General features: G+C 62.6%; 20 protein-coding genes and 2 pseudogenes. 13 read left to right on the top strand and 9 right to left on the bottom strand.

Going from position 1 to position 20,095, the window contains the following annotated elements:
• Both G8O24_RS37380 and G8O24_RS37375 read left to right on the top strand, forming a co-directional pair.
• A partial coding sequence (locus G8O24_RS37380) for a thiolase C-terminal domain-containing protein (RefSeq protein WP_438503273.1) occupies positions 1–359 on the top strand: 359 nt, incomplete at its 5' end.
• A 16-nt stretch (positions 360–375) separates the two neighbouring features.
• Positions 376–1,149: an SDR family NAD(P)-dependent oxidoreductase gene (locus G8O24_RS37375; protein WP_188107520.1), complete on the top strand. Its 774-nt coding sequence runs from the start codon at positions 376–378 to the stop codon at positions 1,147–1,149.
• A 189-nt stretch (positions 1,150–1,338) separates the two neighbouring features.
• Here G8O24_RS37375 and G8O24_RS44055 read toward each other — a convergent pair whose 3' ends face one another.
• From G8O24_RS44055 to G8O24_RS37345, 6 genes are all read right to left on the bottom strand, one after another.
• Entirely contained in the window at positions 1,339–1,632 is a 294-nt protein-coding gene (locus G8O24_RS44055; RefSeq protein ID WP_202988810.1) for an AMP-binding protein, read from the bottom strand.
• 809 nt (positions 1,633–2,441) lie between these two features.
• Positions 2,442–2,879 (bottom strand): universal stress protein, encoded by a 438-nt coding sequence (locus G8O24_RS37365; RefSeq protein WP_188107519.1) that lies wholly within the window; start codon positions 2,877–2,879, stop codon positions 2,442–2,444.
• A gap of 33 nt (positions 2,880–2,912) precedes the next feature.
• Complete coding sequence (locus G8O24_RS37360) at positions 2,913–4,025, bottom strand: ABC transporter permease (protein ID WP_188107518.1); 1,113 nt, start codon at positions 4,023–4,025, stop codon at positions 2,913–2,915.
• A 2-nt stretch (positions 4,026–4,027) separates the two neighbouring features.
• Positions 4,028–6,814, bottom strand: coding sequence for a ribosome-associated ATPase/putative transporter RbbA (rbbA, locus tag G8O24_RS37355; protein ID WP_188107517.1), 2,787 nt, complete (start codon positions 6,812–6,814; stop codon positions 4,028–4,030).
• Entirely contained in the window at positions 6,811–7,836 is a 1,026-nt protein-coding gene (locus G8O24_RS37350) for an HlyD family secretion protein (RefSeq protein ID WP_244646251.1), read from the bottom strand. Before G8O24_RS37350 ends, rbbA begins: the two co-directional genes overlap by 4 nt.
• Positions 7,837–8,007: 171 nt before the next feature.
• A complete protein-coding gene (locus G8O24_RS37345) occupies positions 8,008–8,313 on the bottom strand; it encodes a phasin family protein (protein ID WP_188107515.1) in 306 nt (101 codons plus the stop codon).
• A 167-nt stretch (positions 8,314–8,480) separates the two neighbouring features.
• Between G8O24_RS37345 and G8O24_RS37340 the strand changes: the two genes are divergently transcribed.
• From G8O24_RS37340 to G8O24_RS37330, 3 genes are all read left to right on the top strand, one after another.
• On the top strand, positions 8,481–9,053 hold the full coding sequence (locus tag G8O24_RS37340) for a TetR/AcrR family transcriptional regulator (protein WP_244646244.1): 573 nt from the start codon (positions 8,481–8,483) through the stop codon (positions 9,051–9,053).
• 417 nt (positions 9,054–9,470) lie between these two features.
• Positions 9,471–9,911 (top strand): hypothetical protein, encoded by a 441-nt coding sequence (locus G8O24_RS37335; protein ID WP_188107513.1) that lies wholly within the window; start codon positions 9,471–9,473, stop codon positions 9,909–9,911.
• Between the two features lie 53 nt (positions 9,912–9,964).
• A complete protein-coding gene (locus tag G8O24_RS37330) occupies positions 9,965–10,162 on the top strand; it encodes a hypothetical protein (protein ID WP_188107512.1) in 198 nt (65 codons plus the stop codon).
• Between the two features lie 179 nt (positions 10,163–10,341).
• On the opposite strand, the gene G8O24_RS37325 is transcribed toward G8O24_RS37330, so the two are convergent.
• Entirely contained in the window at positions 10,342–10,605 is a 264-nt protein-coding gene (locus G8O24_RS37325) for a hypothetical protein (RefSeq protein WP_188107511.1), read from the bottom strand.
• A gap of 30 nt (positions 10,606–10,635) precedes the next feature.
• Between G8O24_RS37325 and G8O24_RS37320 the strand changes: the two are divergent.
• Positions 10,636–11,959: pseudogene (locus tag G8O24_RS37320) on the top strand (IS1182 family transposase).
• Positions 11,960–12,262: 303 nt separating this feature from the next.
• Here the strand turns inward: G8O24_RS37320 and G8O24_RS45770 are convergent.
• Complete coding sequence (locus G8O24_RS45770) at positions 12,263–12,835, bottom strand: IclR family transcriptional regulator (RefSeq protein ID WP_311972258.1); 573 nt, start codon at positions 12,833–12,835, stop codon at positions 12,263–12,265.
• A pseudogene (locus G8O24_RS44675) lies at positions 12,824–13,391 on the bottom strand (acyl-CoA dehydrogenase family protein); the annotation flags it as partial. The pseudogene G8O24_RS44675 and the gene G8O24_RS45770, both read right to left, overlap by 12 nt.
• Positions 13,392–13,414: 23 nt before the next feature.
• Here G8O24_RS44675 and G8O24_RS37310 point away from each other — a divergent pair.
• The 7 genes from G8O24_RS37310 to dctP all read left to right on the top strand — a co-directional run bounded on the left by G8O24_RS37310 (position 13,415) and on the right by dctP (position 20,095).
• Positions 13,415–14,149 (top strand): IclR family transcriptional regulator, encoded by a 735-nt coding sequence (locus G8O24_RS37310; protein ID WP_188107510.1) that lies wholly within the window; start codon positions 13,415–13,417, stop codon positions 14,147–14,149.
• A 5-nt stretch (positions 14,150–14,154) separates the two neighbouring features.
• A complete protein-coding gene (locus G8O24_RS37305) occupies positions 14,155–14,913 on the top strand; it encodes an enoyl-CoA hydratase/isomerase family protein (protein ID WP_244646247.1) in 759 nt (252 codons plus the stop codon).
• A 12-nt stretch (positions 14,914–14,925) separates the two neighbouring features.
• Complete coding sequence (locus G8O24_RS37300) at positions 14,926–16,536, top strand: acyl-CoA mutase large subunit family protein (protein WP_188107508.1); 1,611 nt, start codon at positions 14,926–14,928, stop codon at positions 16,534–16,536.
• Entirely contained in the window at positions 16,533–16,949 is a 417-nt protein-coding gene (locus tag G8O24_RS37295; protein ID WP_188107507.1) for a cobalamin B12-binding domain-containing protein, read from the top strand. The genes G8O24_RS37300 and G8O24_RS37295 overlap by 4 nt, the downstream gene beginning before the upstream one ends.
• Positions 16,946–18,073: a CaiB/BaiF CoA transferase family protein gene (locus tag G8O24_RS37290; RefSeq protein WP_188107506.1), complete on the top strand. Its 1,128-nt coding sequence runs from the start codon at positions 16,946–16,948 to the stop codon at positions 18,071–18,073. Before G8O24_RS37295 ends, G8O24_RS37290 begins: the two co-directional genes overlap by 4 nt.
• A 65-nt stretch (positions 18,074–18,138) precedes the next feature.
• Positions 18,139–19,029: an ArgK/MeaB family GTPase gene (locus G8O24_RS37285; protein ID WP_202988809.1), complete on the top strand. Its 891-nt coding sequence runs from the start codon at positions 18,139–18,141 to the stop codon at positions 19,027–19,029.
• A gap of 43 nt (positions 19,030–19,072) precedes the next feature.
• Positions 19,073–20,095: a TRAP transporter substrate-binding protein DctP gene (gene dctP / locus G8O24_RS37280; RefSeq protein WP_188107504.1), complete on the top strand. Its 1,023-nt coding sequence runs from the start codon at positions 19,073–19,075 to the stop codon at positions 20,093–20,095.

The following is a 20,095-nucleotide window of genomic DNA, read 5'->3' as shown; positions in this document are numbered from 1 at the left end:
TCGCAGAATCCGAGATTCTCGATCTGGATGATCTCGCCCATGGCCGTGGCGTCATGTACCTCGGCGACGGACACGTCGTCCGGGCCGATGCCGGCCTTGTCATAGGCCTTTTTCGCCGCGAGCGCGGCGACACCTCGCTCGGCGGACGCCTACCGGTCAATCCGTCCGGCGGACTTGAATCCAAGGGACATCCCGTCGGAGCCACCGGAATCGGACAGGTGCATGAACTGGTGACGCAACTGCGCGGCGAGGCCGGACCGCGGCAGGTCGAGGGCGCGCGCATCGCGCTCGCTGAAAACGGCGGCGGCCTTCAGGGCATCGAAGAGGCTGTGGCCTGCATCACCATTCTTGGCCGCTGATACACAAGGGGTTCTCATGCAGTTGGATGGAAAAGTTGCGATCGTGACCGGCGCTGCGTCGGGGCTCGGGCGGGCATCGTGCGTCACACTGGCGAAAGCGGGCGTGCGCGTCGCCGCCTTCGATCGTGACGAGTCGCGGCTCGCCGATCTTTGCCGGGAACTGGGGAGCGCGGCGTTCGGGCGTGTTGTCGACGTTGCCGACGAGACCAGCGTCAGCTCCGGCGTCGACGCCGTGCTCGAAGCATTCCAGGCTGTTCATATCGCCGTCAATTGTGCCGGCGTCGCCGATGCAGCCAAGACCGTATCAAAGGGGCAGCCGTTTCCGCTGGCGACCTGGAATAAGGTTGTCGGCATCAATCTCACCGGCACCTTCAACATCATCCGCTTTGCGGCGTTGGCCATGACCCGCAACCAGCCAGAGGGCGCGAGCGGCGAACGGGGCGTCATCATCAACACCGCGTCCGGTGCAGCGTCGCAAGGGCAGGTGGGACAGGCGGCCTACAGTGCCAGCAAGGCCGGCGTGGTCGGCCTCACCTTGCCTGTCGCGCGTGATCTTGCTGAATACGGCATTCGTGTCGTCTCCATCGCGCCTGGGCTGTTCGACACCGGCATGGTCGCCGGCATGCCGCCGAAGGTTTCGCAGTCGATCGTCGACCGTATGATCCTTTATCCGAACAGGATGGGGCAACCCGACGAGTTCGCCAGTCTGGTCAACCACATTGCCGAGAATGCCTATCTCAACGCCACGACGATCAGCATTGACGCAGGCGCGCGAATGCAGCCGCGCTAGACCCGGCCGCTTCTGGCCCCTTCCCGGAAATTCCAAAGGGGTTCAATGACCGCCGCCGATCACTTTTGGACAGGATGCGCAGAATTCAAAGTCGTGATGCCGGCGAACTCGAGTTGCGGTCGCAGCGCCGATGCCGCGGCTGCCGCCGGTGACAAGAATGATGCCATCAGTGCTCATCGGCGTGGTCCCCTAGCTCAGGCATGCATTTCGCGCGATGCTTCCCGCGGCCGGAAGGCTCTTGCGCCGATAAAAGGCTTCGCTAGTGATCAGCGGCTTGGATTCGCCAATTGTCATGCGCGTTTTGATCGGTTCGGGTCCGAGCGCTGAAAACAGCGGGGAGAAAACACTGCCATTCTTCAGCGTGCCGAAGGCGGCGATGTAGAGCTCCGGCACCCGTTCAAGCAGCGAGAAGACGCGTTCGCCCTTCCTTACTCCGTGCTGCACCAAAGTGTTGGCGAAGCGGTTTACCTCCGAGCCAAGCATAGCTGAGATCGCGGATCGCGCCGTCGCGCGCGATCCAGCGCAGCGCGAGCTTGTCGCCTCGACCCGCCCTCACATGACGGTCGAGCGCTTCATGGGCAATGTTGAGGCCGCCGGGAAGCCCGTCGGGCAGCGCGCGCGCCCGGTCCGAAGAGAAAGTACGTGTGTAGCCGTCATAGTCGCGCAGGTTGGCCTCGCGGTAATCGTCCAGCGGTTTGCCGATTCGTGCCCATTCCCGCCTGGATTTATTGGAGCTGGAGGAGCTTGCTGATATGCCGTCGTGGTCATGGCTGGACTCTAAGTGTGGGCAGCTGGCGCACGCGCCATTCAAGATTGGCTTTCGGACATGGAGGTGTGTTGATCTGGGTCTATTCCGGGCCCAGTCGTCAGTAGCGCTGGTCCCTCGGCAGCAATGGGCGGTGCGGTCTTGACTTGAGAATCTTGAGGGGGCGACTGGACGGACGGTCATGGTGGTCCTTGCTCTCCTCTGCGAGCGGTGATCTCACCGGACTTATCATGACCGCTGCAGCCTCTCAGCTTTTGCAGAAGCTCCCGCACTACCGCGAGCGGCAGCGCAATCAAGCAGGAATGTTGAGCCTGCCGGTCCTCTGGCCCAGCCTTGGGACACGAACCGGGACCCGGCCCGCGAAGAAATCTTCATGCCTCGCTCGGGCGATCCTGCATCTCGAAGAAGGGTGAGGCGGCTCCATCTGGGAAGATTTCATCCGCTTCCGCCGATCAGCTTTGCTGCTGGAGAAAGCGGCTCGACATCTCTCTCCCATGGGCTCGCAATAATTGATTGAGTTGAGAAATCACGGGACGATGATTACCATGCATGGTGCAAGGCATGACAGCTTCTGCGAAACACTGCCGAGCAGAAGGCCTGCGAGCTGCCCCCGCCCCCGCCGTCCGAGCACGATCGCGTCCGCATGTTCACGTTTGATGGTCTCTATAAGCACCTTCGTCGGGTCTCCGCCCCCAGTCATGGTCTTAATATTCAGTGCGCCATGATTCTGAGCGACCACCTTTGCATTCGCCAGAATTCTGCGACTGAGTTCCTCCAATGCGTCACCCTCAGCCACCCGGAGCTGATCAAGCAGCCTGAGGTCCTTGTTGGAGAATACGTCTTCACTGACGTGCACGATCAACAATTTCGCGTTGAATGCTTTCGCAAGGTCAGCCGCAGCCATCACAGCCCGCTCCGCACCTTCGGAGCCGTCAGTCGCTGACATAATGAGCTTCATTGTCATGATGGCACCCTCCAAAATCGCGCGTGTGCGAACTCATTTCAGGAACTGTCTGAACCGCCGAAGCGAAAACATGAAGAGAATCGCTCCGATCGCGAACAGCGCGGCAAACTGCGGCCAGACCACGTCTAATCCGGCGCCACGGAAAAGAATCGACTGCGCCATCATGACGAAATGCGTATTCGGCGCGGCAAGCATGACGTACCGTATCAATTCGGGCATGCTTTCGCGCGGCGTCAGTGTGCCCGAGAGCACTTGCAGTGGGAGAAGCGCCAACATCAGCAGCAGACCGAATTGGGGCATGGAACCGGCCTGCGTCGCAAGGAAGATCCCAAGGCTGGCGGTCGCGAACAGATAGAGCGTCGTTCCAGCCATGAAGAGGGCAAATGAGCCCTCGATCGGAACGGCAAGCAGTCCGTGGATGACGAACATCAGCGAAAGCGCGGATGCCGCCAACACGACCAGTCCCATCGACCAGATCTTGCTGACCATGATCTCAAAGGGTGTCACCGGCATGACCAGCAAATGCTCGATGGTCCCGTGTTCTCGCTCGCGGATGAGAGCGGCGCCAGTCAGAACGATCGACAGCATGGTGATGTTCGACATGAAGTGGCTGATGGCACCAAACCATGCTTTCTTAAGTTCCTGATTGAAGCGGGCCCGCAACGACAGGTCGATCGGCAGGCTGGCGGCGCTCCGGTATCGTTTGAGAAATTCGCTGACTTCGCTGGTCACGATCGATTGGACGTAGCCGGCACCCGTAAACGCCTGCGAGATGCGGGTGGCATCGACGTTGAGCTGGATGGTCGGCGATTTTCTGGCCAGGAGATCGCGCTGGAAGTTCGGCGGAATGTCGAGCGCGAACGTGTCGATACCGGCGTCCATGCGACGATCCATCTCCGACTGTGTAATGAGCTTCGGGATCGAAAAGTAGGGCGGATTGAACGCGGTAATGATGCGCGAGGATGCCGGCGACTGGTCCTCGTCGACAACCGCGATCGCGGCCCGGTTCAGGGTTTCCGGCAGTGCGTTCGCCCCGGTGTAGATCGACATCGAGAATGCGTAGATGATCAGCACCAGCATCATCGGATCCCTGGCGAGGCTGCGCAATTCCTTGATGCCGAGCTTGAGGATATTGGCCAGGCGCATGATCAGTTGGCCTGCTTTCTGAGGAGGGCCGCGCCCGCGCCGAGCAGCACCGGAATGGCGATCAGCAGCGGCACCAACTCTCTCCACAGGTCGGCAAAGCCGAGGGCCTTGGAGAAGGTCCCGCGCGCAATGGTCACGAAATACGTGGTCGGGTAGATCCGGCCAATGACAGCGCCTGCTCCCTGGAGCGATGAAACCGGATCGATCAGTCCAGAATACTGGGTGGCCGGTATCATGGTGAGCAGCGCCGTCGCAAACATCGCCGCAATCTGGCTCTTCGTGAGGCTCGATATGACGAGCCCCATGCCTGTCGTGGCGCTCACATAAAGCAGGGCGGCCAGCATGAAAGTGAGAAAGCTGCCCGTGAATGGGACGCGAAAGATGACAACCGCGAACGCCGCCAACAGCAGCGCGTTGAGCAGGCCAATCCCGACATAGGGAAGTTGCTTGCCGGTCAGGAACTCGAGGCGGGTGACGGGCGTCACGTAAAAGTTGATGATCGATCCGAGCTCCTTCTCCCGCACCACGCTCAGGACGGCCAGCATGGCGGGTATCATCAACAGCAGAAGCGGGATCACCGCAGGCGCCATGGCCACCAGACTTTCGACGCTTGGATTATACCGGTAACGGAGCTCGAGCTGGAAGTCACCGACAGCGGCACGTCTTCCGAGAAGCTCGCGGGCCTCCTTCATGAGCCAGTCCGCATGCATGCCCTGCACGTAGCCGCGCACGGTTTCGGCCCGGGTGGGCATGGCCCCGTCAATCCAAGCGCCAACCTCGACCTTGCGGCCGCGCTCCAGATCGCGCGCGAAGCCCGGAGGAATTTCGATCGCCAGGCTGAGTTCGCCGCTGCGCATGCGTCGATCGAGGTCGGCGTAATCGGCAATCGGTGCCTTCTCGGTGAAATAGCGGGAGCCAGCGATCTGTAACGTGTAATCGCGGCTGATCGTCGTATCGTCCCGATCGAGGACAGCAAAAGACAGGTTGTCGACGTCCAGGTTGAGGCCATATGCCATGACAAACATCAGGACGATGCTGCCGAGGGTGGCGAGCGCGGCACGGATGGGGTCGCGTCGCAGCTCGAGCGCCTCACGCAAGGCGTAAGCCATCATGCGCCGCAGGTCGAAAAACTGCCGCCGCCGCTCAGCGCCGCGGCTCGGGACAGGGATGCGACCGGGTTCAGCTGAGATGGCCGGCCCTGCACTCGTCGATCGACCTCCCTTCGTACCCGTCACATCTTCCAGATAGGCGACGAAGGCTTCCTCGAGCGTGGCGGCCGCGCGGCGCTTGACAATGGCGGCCGGCGTGTCGCTGACGAGCACCTTGCCGGCATGCATCAGCGCGATGCGGTCGCACCGCTCGGCCTCGTTCATGAAATGGGTGGAAACGAAGATCGTGACGTTGTCCTTGCGGGAAAGATCCGACAGGATCTGCCAAAAGCTGTCACGCGCGATCGGATCGACACCTGAGGTCGGCTCGTCGAGAATCAGCATCTCCGGGGAATGGATCATCGCCACCGCAAGCGACAGGCGCTGGCGGATGCCGAGCGGCAACGCGTCCGGAAACGCCTCCATGACATCTGTGAGATCGAATCGCTGCGCCATCTCATTAACCCGCGCGGGAATGGCGTCCGGCGGCAGGCTGAACAGACGCGCGTGCAGATCGAGATTCTGCCGGACCGTCAGCTCGGAATAGAGCGAGAAGGTCTGTGACATGTAGCCGACGCAGCGGCGAACCGCCATGTCGGTGGGGTCGACCTCGCGGCCGAACAGCCGCGCTGTGCCGGAAGTTGCCGGCAACAGGCCGGTCAGCATCTTCATGGTCGTGGTCTTGCCGCAGCCGTTCGAACCCAGGAAGCCGAAGATCTCACCGCGGGTGATCCGGAAGCTCACATGGTCGACGGCGGTAAAGTCGTCGAAGCGCATGGTTAGCTGCTCGGCCTCGATGGCCACCTCCTGGCCGTCCTCGGCAGGGCGCGGCGGAATGATGACCTCCTTGTGTCCCCGACGCTTCTCTTCTGGCAAAAGCGCAATGAAGGCATCGTCCAGCGTGGTGGTGTTGGTGCGGTTCAACAGATCCTGGGGCGTCCCCGTGGCCAACACCCGGCCGGCATCCATCGCCACCAGCAAGTCGAAAAGGGCCGCTTCCTCCATATAGGCGGTCGAGACGACGACGCTCATGCCGGGGTGATCGGCACGGATGTCGGCGATCAGCTGCCAAAACTGGCGGCGCGACAGCGGATCGATGCCGGTCGTCGGCTCGTCGAGGATCAAGAGGTCGGGATCATGAATGAGTGCGCAGCAGAGGCCGAGCTTCTGCTTCATGCCGCCCGAAAGCTTGCCGACCGGCCGATCCGCAAAGGGGGCCAGATCGGTCCTTTGCAGAAGCTCGCCGATTCGGCGCTCCCGCTCTCGCTTGCCATGTCCGAAGAGGCGCCCGAAGAAATCAACGTTCTCGAACACCGACAGGGTCGGATAAAGATTCTTGCCCAGGCCCTGCGGCATGTAGGCGATCCGCGGACAGGTCCGCCTGCGGTGCGCAGTATCCGCCATATCGCCGCCGAGCACCTCGACATGCCCGTCTTGGATGACCCGCGCGCCAGCAACCAGCGACAGCAGGGTGGACTTGCCGACGCCGTCCGGCCCGATCAGCCCGACCAGGCACCCCGACGGCACGTCGATGGAGACGGATTCGAGCGCCCGCGTCGCACCATATGACAGCCCCACCGACGCGAGCTGCGCAACCGGCACCGTCGTTGGGGTGATAACGCGGGCTGGCTGATCACTCATGGCGCCAGCTTGCCCTGGAGAAACGCTGGCCATGTGGCCTGAGGGTCGAGTTGCACATAGGCCATCCCGGGAAGGCCTGTCTTCACGTCCCGGATGTATTTCTGCAGCAGCTCGGGTGAGATCTGAGCCTTGACCCGGAACATCAGCTTCTGACGCTCCTCCTCGGTCTCCACCGTCTTCGGGGTGAACTGGGCCACGTCGGCGACGAAGGTGACTTTGGCAGGAATGACATATTGCGGTGCGGCATCGAGCACGAGCCGCACCTCGGCTCCTATCTTGACGCGGCCGGCCTGCGCCGTCGGCAGAAAGAACGTCATGTAGACGTCGCCGAGATCGACCAGGTTGAGGACCCGCCCCCCAGCTGCGAGAACCTCACCAAGCTGAGCCACGCGGTACTGCACGCGGCCATCGCGCGGAGATTTCAGGGTGCTGTCGTCGATATCCGCCGAGATGCTGTCGATGGCGGCGCGAGCGGCGGCAGTGGCAGCCTCGGCATCGACCACTGCAGCTTTCGCGGTGCTGATGGCCGCATCGGAAGCGGCAACTTGAGCTTGTGCCGCGCTCACTGCGGCCATGGCCGTTTGCGAAGCGGCGCGGTCGTCATCGAGAACCTGCTGCGAGACAGCATTGGTCTTGATCAACTGCTCTGACCGGGCGCGCTTTTTCTCCACCTGGTCAAGTTGCGCCTCACGCATGGCGACGGTCGCTGCCGCCGCGCTGCGTTCGGCCTGCCGCTGGGTCACGAGGCTCTTGGCAGTATCGACACCGATGGTCGCGCGTTGCAGTTGCGCCTCCGCCTGGCGGCGCTGCGCTTCCAGCTGATCGGTATTCATTCGCACGAGCACTTGGCCCGCCGTGACGAAATCGCCTTCGTTGACCAGGATCTCTTTGATGCGACCGGGTATCTTGGTGGAAATGTCGATCTCGATCGCCTCGATGCGGCCGTTGCCGGCAGCGATGCCGGCGGGCAGATCGTGATTTGCGAGCTTCTGCCAGCCGTAATAACCGCCGCCGGCTACCATGATGGTCAGAAGAACCAAGCCCCAGCGTTTCACGGTGCTTGCCACAGAGAGACCCTTCCTCGCCTGGCCACGAAACAACGTGCTGCTGGGATGCGGTTCGGCAGCCTCTGCAACCCTGCTCGCGGGATCGCTTATGCTCGCGCTCATCAGCCAACCTGTAAGGAGGGCGGCCTATTCAATAGGGGCTGAACCAGATGGCTGGTTCTTGCGCAGTGCATCGACTACATGCCAGCCTTCGCTGAAGTACCGCCACCAGGATTGCTGCACGAAATCCATCTGGCACTTCAGTGCTTCCGCAGGAGTCGCTGACTCGGCGAGCTTCTTCAAGTAATCCGCCTGATCCTGGAGACAGGAGGCCGTGAATCCCAACGCTTCCTTTGATAAGGCGCCGTAGAGGTTCCTCGGCACCCCATTGAACGATCTTACCCAGTCAGGAGTGACGAAAGAAAATGTCGATGCTGTGTGTTCATTTTCCATAGCGGATACTCTCTCGTCCATGAGCGAAACGCGATCACCTTATGGCCTCGCGGACGGTCGGATTTTGATTTAGGTCAACAGGTGTTGACGAGATCAAATGCTATGGATTCGCTTGGACGAGGATAATGCCGAGGCTCCCCATGCCCCCCAAGGCGAGATCGCAATCCATGGTTGGATCGCGCGACCGTATCCTGAAAGCCGCAATCACGCGATTTTCGAAAAGATCGTACGAGCAGGCCAGCTTGCGCGACATCGCAGCCGATGTGGGGGTTGATGTCGCCTATGTGCACCGTTGCTTCGGCTCCAAAGAGCGTCTGTTTGCCGAAGCGCTGAAGGCGTCGGCGCAGATCGATGAGCGGTTCACAGGCCCTGCGGATGGCGTGGCGGGCTCACTCGCAAGGTACGTCGTTTCGGAGCGCCCCCGCAGGGGGCATGCACTCGATATTATCATTCGCTCGCTTGCCAGCGGGAAAGCCGCGCCGCTGCTTCGCAGATTTGTTTTGGACAGCTTTGTCGATCCGCTCGCTGAAGAGCTCGATCAATCGAATACTGTGCCAATCGCAGTGATCGCCGCCCTGTTGGCTGGCGTGTCCATCTTCAGGAACGTGCTTCGGATGGGGCCACTACTGAATGCACCGAGCGCCGAACTCGAAGCCCTTATCGCAAATGCCATCCGGGGCATGATGGATGCCGCCGATCCGGCGACGGCGGCAACCATGAAACTGGAAAGAACTCCCTGATGATCGCCACGACCTCGCTCACTCCGGTCAACGCCGGTCAGATCGGTACCGGTCAAGTCGGGTGGGGCCTCCATGAAGCTGCGATCAAAGCCGTCGCTTCGCGAAGAAAACGCATAACAGCGCCTTTCCGGATCGATCGACGAGATGATCCGCGGGGCCCTCAGCGCGACGATGACAGGAGGTCTTTCGCCGGCCGCGCAGGCACCCGCCTTTCCACGATTGGTCGATTCATCTGGCAATGGCCCCGGGCAAGTAGGCACGCCAGCCCGCACGATGCGCGTTGCCGGGCGACCACCGCGGGGAAGAGTCAAAAGCAGCAACGCAACTTGTAGGCGCGAGCCGGAGGATTGCCGGGATCAGGAGTTGAGTGCAGTGAGGAAGAGCTCTGGTTGGTCAACGGCGTCTGGACGAACCGAAATGCCGGTTTGGCGATATCTTCTGGTCGTCGGCGGAGCATTGCTCGCGCTCCTTTTTGCCGCCGACGCCATGCTGCCGCGGCCACCGACGGAGGAGATCCATGCTTCCGGATCGCAGCTTCCCAAAATCCGGATCTACTCCGAACGCAGACGACCCGAAGCGGTCGTCGTTGATACCAGTCGGCCCACGATCGTGCCCGACGTCACGGCGACGGCAGATGCGCCTGCCGCTGCGGCGGTCCTTGGCTCGCCGAATCCTGGTATCCGCGAGAGTTTCGCACGACTGCTCCCACCCGCACCGAAGCAGGCGGATGCTGCGCAGCCAAAGACACGGCGGACTCCTTCGCACCCTGGGCGCAAGGTCGTCACGGGCCGCTACAAGCATCCGTTAAGACACGCGACACAGCATTCCGCATTCGGGTCGCTTGAGAGCGGCTGGTGAAACGTTTTACCGTAACGTGCGTGCATGCAGATCTCTTTCGGAGGAGCCACACTATGTCGCAGATCAGCGGCGACGTCTCTGAGTATCGGGGCTACACATTGAGCTTGGTGCGGCACGCATCTGGGTGGCGGGTTCAGATCTATCCGGGTGGTCAGCTTTTGCGCACTGATCCAGACAGCGTCTCTGCGGTCGGGCGAGAAGAAGCGTTGGCAAGAGCGCGTGCAGTGATTGATCATCATCTGTCCACTTGAAGTTGCATCAGACATCCGATTGGTGGTCCTCCATTGCGTCGGTAGACGCAGGCAACTGCATGCGAAGTGCGTTGTTCGCGTCAATGAAATCAATCCAAAGCTATTTTGGCGCCTTCCGCTTTGCGTGGCTCGACAAAAGGGCGCGCGATCGCTTGCAAAGAGCGGGTTAACGCTCTCCATCAGTGCGACACGCGCCAGACTGCCCGACTGAGCTCGAGCTCTTCGAGCGCCTGCCCAACGGGCTTCCGCTGATGGCGCGTGCGACGGCGTTGCAGCCGAATCTGACGGCCGCCTTCGATTTGCATGCGCCGATTGTCGAGCAGGTTCGAAAATGCGACCACGCCGGTCCTGACGATCGGCATCGGCCCTTTCTTCACGATGTGCTTGATGCTTCTGCGTTCGGGCCGCGTTTCTAGGAGCCTGTCCAAGTAGTCGCTGGTCAAGTTGGGGCGAGTCTGATTCCTTACGGGGCTATGAGCAAGGATTTTCGCCCCTGGAAGATTGACGAGGCGCAGCTTCTGCCGCCGAGCGTGCAGGACTACGTACCCAAGGATCACCTATCGCGGTTGATCGTGGCGCTGGTGCGGGAGGAGCTTGATCTTTCGGCGATTTCCAGCAGCTACCGCGGCGTGCTCGGCCAGCCGCCGTTCGACCCGCGGATGATGACGGCGGTGCTTCTGCATGGCTATGCGAGCGGCATCTACTCGTCGCGACGGATCGCCAGGGCGGCGGTGGAGCGTACCGACTTCATGATGATTGTGGCCGGCGACCCGCCGGACTTCCGCACGATCTCGGAGTTCCGCAAGCGGCATCTCGAGGCCTTGGCGGGGTTGTTCGTGCAGGTGTTGAAGCTCGCCGAGAAGGCCGGTTTGGTGAAGCTCGGGCACGTTGCGCTCGACGGCACCAAGATCAAGGCGAATGCGTCGAAACACAAAGCGATGAGCTACGAGCGGATGAAGAAACGGGAAGCGGAGCTTGAAGCCGAGGTCGACCGCTGCTGAAAGCCGCCGATGCGGAGGAAGACAAGCTCTACGGCGACAAGATGCCAGATTGGGTGGCCGACAAGCAGAAGCGGCTTGCGAAGATCCGCGCCGCCAGGGCGGAGTTGGAGGCGGAAGCCAAAGCCGCCGCCGCCGAAGAGATGCGACGCCGCGAAGAGGCGGAAGAGCAACGCAAGAAAGAAGGCCGCAAGAGGACCGGCAAGCCACCGGCGCCGCCAAAACAGGAGCCCGGCGGCAAGGCGCAGCGCAACTTCACCGATCCGGAGAGCCGCATCCTGAAGACCAAGGACGGTTACATTCAGGGCTACAACGCGCAGGCCGCAGTCGATGCGACGGCGCAGATCATCGTCGCGCACACGCTCGACAACAACGGCAGCGACCAAGCACAGTTCGCTCCCTTGCTCGACGGCATCAAGGCCAATCTCAAGCGCAATCCGGACGAGGTATCGGCCGATGCCGGCTACTGCTCGGCGGCCAATCTTCGCACGCTCGGCCGGCGGCGGATCAACGGCTACATCGCGACTGGGCGGCAGAAGCACGGAGCCACGTCCGCCACCACCAAGCGGCCGGCCAAGCCCGGCTCGCTGCTCGCCCGGATGAGCGCCAAGCTCAGGCGCGCCGGCCATCGCAGCCGCTATCGGTTGCGCAAGCAAGTGGTCGAGCCGGTGTTCGGCAGAGCAAGCAGGCGAGAGGCTTCCGCCAGTTCCTGCTGCGCGGAATCGAGAAGGTGAAGGCCGAATGGGCGCTGATCTGCACCGCCCACAACCTCCGAAAGCTCGCGCTGGCTGCCGCATGAGCGCCGTCATGCTATCGTCGCGGCTACACCATCACTAAACAGACAGGCTCCTAGCTCAAACAGCATCATGGAGCTCGGCAAACGAACACCGCCGGCCCGAGCCAAGCTAACCTATCGATCTGGCTCGTACACATCGTAGCCGGGCGCAAGCCGCTTCCACGAAAGGCTTGCCGGACGGAACCGCCAAGGCCGATCCCCTTCCAACCGAGATCATCTCGCCGACGGCGGCGACGGAAGAGATGGTGACGATCCGAACAGCAGAGCCGGTGGCCGGCCCGATACCGCGCTCAAACCGCCGTTTCGTCAGGAGCGGCCGATAGATTTCCGGCAAAGCGGGAAATGGCGTGTCGGATTGTCTCGGCGATCGCCAGCACCCTGTCCAGGCAGCGGAACCTGAGGGCCGGCGACGACGATCGAAAGCCGGCGCTGGCGAATCGGCAGTGGAAGCGCGACGCCCACGAGATCCTTGCTGAAATCGCTATTGCTGAAATGGTAGCCGCGCGCCGCCGAACGCCGAAGTTCCGCCTCGACGGCGTCGCTGCTCATCGGGGTCGTCGGCGAGTAACGCTCGAAGCTGATCTTGCGATAGAGCGCCTGCCGTTCGGCCGGGGTGTATTGCGCGAGGATCGCGCGGCCGCTCGACGTGGCGTGTATCGGCAGCCGGTACCCTTCGCGGGCGAAGTAGCGGATCAGCTCCTCGGACTCGACGACATGGATGAAGATCGCATGGGTTCCGGCCGGGGCCGCGATAGCCGTCGTCTCGCGCGTCTTGTGTGCTCCCCGGCCAGCTCGAAGACGAGCTGGAGCGCCGCCTCTGGCAGGGGCTCCGCCTTCGACACGGACTGCGCCATGGCCAGCCAGCGCGGGCTTCTTCACCTCCTCCAGCGGCGTGGTGCGGGCGAGCAGCACGATCTTGTCGGCGACCTGGGCGGTCGAGATCCAGACCTTCTGGCCGTCGACGACGTAGCGGTCGCCCTTCCGCACGGCGCGAGTCTTGAGCTGCGTCGTGTTGAGTCCGGTATTGGGCTCGGTCACGGCGAAGCAGGCCTTCTCCTTGCCCTGCACCATCGGCGGCAGCATCCGCCGCTTCTGCTCCCCCGTGCCATGGACGAGCACGGGGTTGAGCCCGAAGATGTTGATGTGCAGGCAGGAGGCGCCGACATGCCGGCCCCGGATTCCGCGATCGCGCGCATCATGATCGCGGCTTCGGTGACGCCGAGCCCGAGCCGCCATAGGCCTCGGGGATGCAGATGCCGAGCCAGCCATCCGCAGCGAAGGCGGCGTAGAAATCCTCGGGGAAGCCGCCTTCGCGGTCGCGCTTCAGCCAGTAATCGTCGCCGAAGCGTCGGCAGATGGCGGAAATCGCCTCGCGGATCGCTTCCTGCTCTTCACCTCCATTCCGCTTCCCAAACTGCCCGGTTGACTCGTTAATAACTTTATGCTGAAAGTAATTTCATGGATGTGAAGTCAGCAGGTCGGACTCTCGACCTTTTTGAACTCTTCGCGCGTGAGCAGCAGCCGCTGTCGCTGTCCGAACTTGCGGCGGCGCTGGATGCGCCGGTGTCGAGCTGTTTCAATCTGGTGCGCGCGCTGAAAACGCGCGGCTTCCTGTTCGGGGTGGGCGGGCGGAAAGGCATCTATCCGACCCGAAAGATGTACGACGTCGCCTCCGCCATTGCGGCTGGCGAGCCCTGGCTCAAGCGGATGATGCCGCGTCTCGAGCGACTGCGTGATCTGACCGGGGAGACGGCCATCCTCGGCAAGGAGGAGGGCGGAGCGGTCATCTACCTCGCGGTGCTCGAGGGCAGGCAGAACATCCGCTACACCGCGCGGCCCGGCGATCTGAAGCCGCTGCACTCCAGTTCGATCGGCAAGGCTCTGCTCGCCGCCAAGCTGCCAAAGGCGCGCACCGACGCGCTCGCCAAGTTGCGGCTCGATGTGATGACGGAAAATACCATCGTCGACCGTGCGCGGCTTGCGGACGAGATCGAGCTCACCGCGTCGCGCGGCTATTCCATCACGCGCGGCGAGAACGTGGCCGACGTCATGGCCGTTGCGAGCACGGTCAGGTTCGGCGGCGACGTGTACGGGATCGCGGTGGCCGGACCCATGCATCGCATGACCGAAGAGGTCGAAGCGCAGCAGCGCCGGCTGATGGAGATCTGCCGCGAGATCGAGAGCGACTTGTGAGCGAGATGGTCGCAACCGAGTTTGCCGATGGCGTGCTGCGCCTGACGTTGGCGCGCCCCGAAAAGCGCAATGCGCTGAGCGATGGGTTGATCGCGGCGATCGGAGCGACCTTTGCAGAATGGTCGACGCGCGAGGATGTGTCGCTCGCGGTTCTGACCGGTTCGGGCGACAAGGCATTTGCCTCGGGCGGCGACCTGAAGGAGCTGGACGCGCTGCGGGGCGAAGCGGAGGCGCGCGCCTTTGCCGCGCGCACCCGCTCGGCCTTCGACCATATCCGCCGGTTTCCCGTGCCTGTGCTTGCGATTCTGAACGGCGATGCGCTTGGCGGCGGCGCCGAGCTCGCCATGGCCTGCGACCAGCGCCTGGCGCTTGCGCATGCGCGCATCGGCTTCCTGCAGGCGAAGCTCAACATCGCGACCGCCTGGGGCGGCGGCACCGACCTTTTCACGCTGGTCGGGCCGAGCCGCGCCGTGCGCATTCTCGCCACCGCTCGAATCTTCTCCGCCATCGAAGCGGAGCGTCTTGGTCTTGTCGACGCTGTCGCCCCGACTGGCGAGCAGGGAGCTGAATTCGTCGCAAGCTATATCGGCGAGATGACGCAGCGTCCGCAGGTCATGCGCGCGATCAAGTCGTTGGCCATCATGCACCGCTTTGGCGGTTCGGCGGAAGAGCGCGCAAGCCGCGAAGGCGCGCGCTTCGCAGCCGCCTGGGTTCATGACGATCATTGGGCGGCCGTCGCGAAGACGGCCTTTGGGAGACGCTGACAGGAGACTCCGTTGACCGCATTGCTCAAGCAGGCTGCCCCTCAAGAAGATTTGCCGCGCACGCCGTCCGGCATCGAGCTGCCGCTCGTTGCCACGGCAAAGGATCATGGCATCGACGACAGCCTTCCCGGCGAATATCCGTACACCCGCGGAATCTTTCCAGATGGCTTCCGTGGCCGGCTATGGACCATGCGACAATATGCCGGCTTTGGCAGCGCCGAGGATTCGAACGAGCGCTACAAGTTCCTGCTCGAGCAGGGCCAAACCGGGCTCTCGGTTGCGCTCGATCTCCCAACGCAATGCGGTTACGATCCCGATGATCCCATCGCCCGTCCCGAAGTAGGCAAGGTTGGCGTTTCTCTGTCGAACCTCTCCGAGATGGAGATCTTGTTCGACGGAATCGATCTGGCGAAGATATCGACATCCTTCACGATCAACGGCACCGCGGCGATCATCTATGCGATGTATGTCGCCTGTGCGGACAAGAAGGGCGTTCCACGTGCCAAGCTGACCGGCACAATCCAGAACGACATTCTGAAGGAATATGTCGCGCGCGGCACCTGGATCTTCCCGGTCCGCCCGTCGATGCGGCTGATCGCCGATTCGATCCTCTACGCCAACGACGTCACGCCGCGCTTCAATCCGATCTCGATCGCTGGCGCGCATGTCCGCGACGCCGGCTCGACGGCCATCGAGGAGATGGCGTACACGCTGGCTAATGGCTTCGCCTATGTGGACGAACTGATTGCGCGTGGCGGCGACGTTGCCAAATTCGCCAAGCGACTGAGCTTCTTCTTCTACGTCCATATGGACTTCTTCGAGGAGGTCTGCAAATTCCGCGCAGGCCGCAGGCTCTGGGCGAAGCTCCTGAAAGAGCGCCATGGCGTCACCGATGACAAGGCGCTGATGTTCCGCTTCGGCGTCGTCTGCGGCGGTTCGTCGTTGACCGCGGCGCAGCCCTTCAACAACGTCATGCGGGTTGCGGTCGAGACCATGGCCGCCGTATTGGGCGGTGCGCAATCTATCTTTACCGCGGCTTACGACGAAGCATTCCAGATCCCGACGGAGTTCGCGGCCGAGCTTGCGCTGCGCACGCAGCAGGTTGTGGCCTACGAAAGCGGCATCGCCAACTCCGTCGACCCCCTCGGCGGCAGCCATCTGGTTGAGTTCCTGACCGACCGGATGGAAGAGGAAATGCGCCGTGTCATGGATGAGATCGACGCCTATGGCGGCGTCGTCAAGGCGATCGAGGATGGCTGGATGCAGTCACGGATCGCCGAGCGGGCGCTGGAGCGCAAGAAGAACGTAGACGGCGGCAAGACCGTCATCGTCGGGGTCAACGCCTTCACCAAGTCGAACGAGGGCGCCTCGACCGGCGAGACATTCCAGCTCGACCCGGGCGCGGCGAAACGCGTGCTCGACAAGCTCGAAGCTGTTCGCGCCAGCAGGAACAATGCTGCGGTCGAGCGCGAACTTGATCGGCTGGCGCAGGCAGCCGAGAACGATCGCGAAAATCTGATGCCTTATCTCGTGGATTGCGCACATGCCTACGTGACCGTCGGGGAGATGGTCGAGCGGCTGAAGCGTCGGTGGGGAAACTTTCAGGAGCCAATCGGGATATGACCGAGACATCCGAAGCTGCTGTACTGAGGGGCAAGCGGATTTTGATCGCCAAGCCCGGGCTCGACGGTCACGATGTCGGTGCCAAGGTGATTGCGCTGGCGCTGCGTGATGCAGGGGCCGAGGTGATTTACACGGGCTTGCGCAAGACGCCCGACTATATCGCACGCATTGCGGTGGACGAGGACGTCGATGCGGTGGGCCTGAGCGTGTTGTCGGGCAGCCACCGCGATCTCGTCAAGCAGACCCGCGCGAGCCTCGAGGCCATCGAAGCGGGCGACATCCCGATCTTTCTCGGCGGCACCATTCCGGCCGAGGACTGGCCGGACCTCTATGCGCTCGGCGTGCAGCGCATCTACACGAGCGAGATGCCGCTTGCCGACGTCATCGCCTCCATTGCCGAGACATTGAAATGAGCGGACCTCTCGCCGGCATCAGGATCCTGGAGATCGGACACATGCTGGCCGGTCCCTATTCGGGATTGCTGCTGAGCGATCTGGGTGCCGATGTCATCAAGATCGAGCCGCGCGAGGGTGATATTGGACGCAAGGTCAGCCCACATTTCATCGGGCCGCATAACGAATATTTCGCCAGCCTCAACCGCAACAAGCGTAGCGTCGTGATCGACCTCGCCTGCACGGAGGGGCAGGCGCAGTTTCACGAGCTTGCGCGCAGCGCCCGGGCTCTCATCACCAACCTCCGTCCGTCCGCGATCAAGAAGCTCGGTCTCACCTACGACGCGCTGCGCTCGGTCAATCCGAGGCTGGTCTGTGTGGCGCTGACCGGTTTCGGCATCGACAGTCCCTATGCCGACCGGCCGGCCTACGACTACGTCATCCAGGCGATGACCGGCGTCATGCAGTTGACCGGCGAGCCCGAGAGCCCGCCGACCAAGACGGGCTATTCGGCGGTCGACAATTCGGCAGGCATCATGGGCGCGCTCGGTCTGGTCGCCAAGCTCGTGGAAGGAAAGGGCGGGCAGGTCGACGTCGCCATGTATGACGTCATGCTGTCGCAGCTCAATTATATCGCGTCCGCCTGGCTGAACTCGAGCGCCCGGCCGCGCCGCTATGCGCAATCGGCCCATCCCTACATGGTGCCGGCGCAGGTGTTCCCGACCGGAGAAGGCTGGCTGACGCTGTTCATCACCCATGACGATTTCTGGCGCAAGTTCAGCCTCGAATGCGGTCGGCCGCAATGGCTGACCGACGAGAGGTTCGCGACGATGGAGGCGCGTCGCGCCAATCGCGACGCCGTCGTCGCCGCCATCGCGGAGGTGCTGCGGACCTCGGGGGCGCGCGATTGGACGTCGCGGCTCGCACCGCTCGGCGTCGTCGCGGCGGAAGTGAGCACGCTGGAAGATGCGCTGGCGAGCGAGCAGGTCCAGGCGCGGCGCATGGTGGTGGACATCCCAGCCGGCGATACGACCATCCGCTCGATCGGAAACCCGCTGAAGATCGCCGGGCAAGCCGAGACGTTCCGGCCGCCACCGCTGCTCGGCGAACACAACGAGCTCCTGGCCGAGATCGTGCCGTCATGACTGCAGTCACGGGCAAGCAACGCCGCTCGATGGCGCGCGCACTGAGCCGCGCGGCGGATGCTTCCGTGGCTGAAGTGCTCGCGAGCGCGCGGGGAAGCATGGGTGTCTGCCGTTGGATCGGCGTCACCGGCCCGCCAGGTGCCGGAAAGAGCAGTCTGATTGCGGCGCTTGCCCGCCATCGTCTTGGCCGCGACGGGAATATCGCCATTCTTGCAGTCGACCCGACCAGTCCGGTCAGTGGCGGCGCGATCCTGGGCGATCGCATCCGCATGGAGGATCTCGCGCACAACCCGCGTGTGTATATCCGCTCGCTCGCGAGCCGAACCAGCCATGACGGTCTTGCCGACAACCTGCCTGACATCCTCGAGATCGTGGAGAATGCCGGCTTTGCGGAGGCCATTCTCGAAACCGTCGGCGTGGGCCAGGTCGAATACGCCGTCAGGCATGTCGTGGATACGACCTTGCTGGTGCTGATGCCTGGTGCGGGCGATCAGATCCAGGCCATGAAGAGCGGCATTCTGGAAACCGCCGACATTTTCGTCGTCAACAAGGCGGACCAGCCCGGCGCGCGACAACTCGCCGTAGTACTCGCATCGGTGCTGAAGCTCAAAGCGTCGGACGGCCAGGGCACGGGCGACGGCTGGCTGCCGCCGATCGTCTCCACCTCGGTTCAGGATCCGGCAAGCGTAGCGGCGCTCGCCGAAGCCATCGACCGCCATCAGGCCTGGCTGGCGGGTCGTCAAGACGTCGGCAAGCGTCTCGAAAAACGTCGCGCGCAGCATGTCGAAAGCCTCGTCGTGCGGCGGGTCGCCGAGGTGCTGGACCAGCTGCCGGTCGAGTTGCTGCACGCGCCTTTGGCATCGCTGTACGAAGCGGTGGTCGGGCGCCTGACCGAATCAGCGCCATCGAGCGGTGTCGCGAGGGAGCCTAAAGAAAGGACCATCCTTTCAAGATAGCAGACCAAACAAAAAGCTCAGCAATTCAAAGGGAGGAAATGACATGACTGCAAGAATAACTCGACGCGCGGCCCTTGGGTTGATCGCCGCGCCCGCCGTCCTGGGCTTGCCGCGCGTAGCGCGCGCGGACGTTCGCACCTTGAAGATCTCGCACCAGTTTCCAGGTTCGGGGCCCGAAGGCGGCGACTTCCGTGACCGGCTGTGCAAAAAGTTTGCGGAAGGCGTCGAAAAGCGCACCAACGGGGCTCTGAAGTTCGAGATCTATCCGAACTCATCCCTGATGAAGACGTTTGCGCAGTTCGATGCGCTGAAGAAGGGTGCGCTCGATCTCAGCCTCTATCCGACCACCTACGCCGGCGGCGAGATCCCCGAGTTGAACATCACATTCATGCCGGCGGTGGTGACGAGCTACGAGAAAGCCTACCAATGGAAGACGGCGCCGATCGGAAAGGAACTGACCTCCATCCTTGAAGCCAAGGGCGTCAAGCTCATCACCTGGATGTGGCAGTCCGGCGGCATCGCCTCACGCGGCAAGCCGATCACCAAGCCCGACGATGCCAAGGGACTGAAGGTCAGGGGCGGCAGCCGAGAGATGGATATGATGTTCAAGGCGGCCGGTGCGGCCACCAGCAACATGCCGTCTAACGAGATCTACATCTCCCTGCAGACCGGCACGATCGACGCGGCGGCCACGAGTTCGACCAGCCTGATTTCCTTCAAGCTCGAGGAACTCAGTAAAGGGCTGACCTCAGCCGGCGGCCGCAGTTTCTTCTTCGTCCTCGAGCCCATTCTGATGTCGAAGACGGTATTCGACTCGTTGCCGCCCGATCAGCAGAAAGCGATCGCAGAGGTCGGCGCGGAGATCGAGCCGTTTGGTCTTGACGGCTCTAAGGCTGACGATCAGCGCTTGTCCGACGTTTATGCCAAGGCGGGCGCCCAAGTCGTCGAGATGGATGCTGCCGCACTCGAAGCATGGAGAGCCGTCGCGCGCGAGAGCGCGTGGAAGGATTTCGGCGGCCGATCGGCGAACACGGCGCGCGTCCTGAAAATGGCGGAAGAGGTCTGA

This window comes from Bradyrhizobium campsiandrae (assembly GCF_014529705.1).
In the GTDB taxonomy this organism is placed as follows: domain Bacteria; phylum Pseudomonadota; class Alphaproteobacteria; order Rhizobiales; family Xanthobacteraceae; genus Bradyrhizobium; species Bradyrhizobium campsiandrae.
Note: the sequence above shows the minus strand (reverse complement) of the source record. Positions and strands in the feature narration are given on the sequence as shown.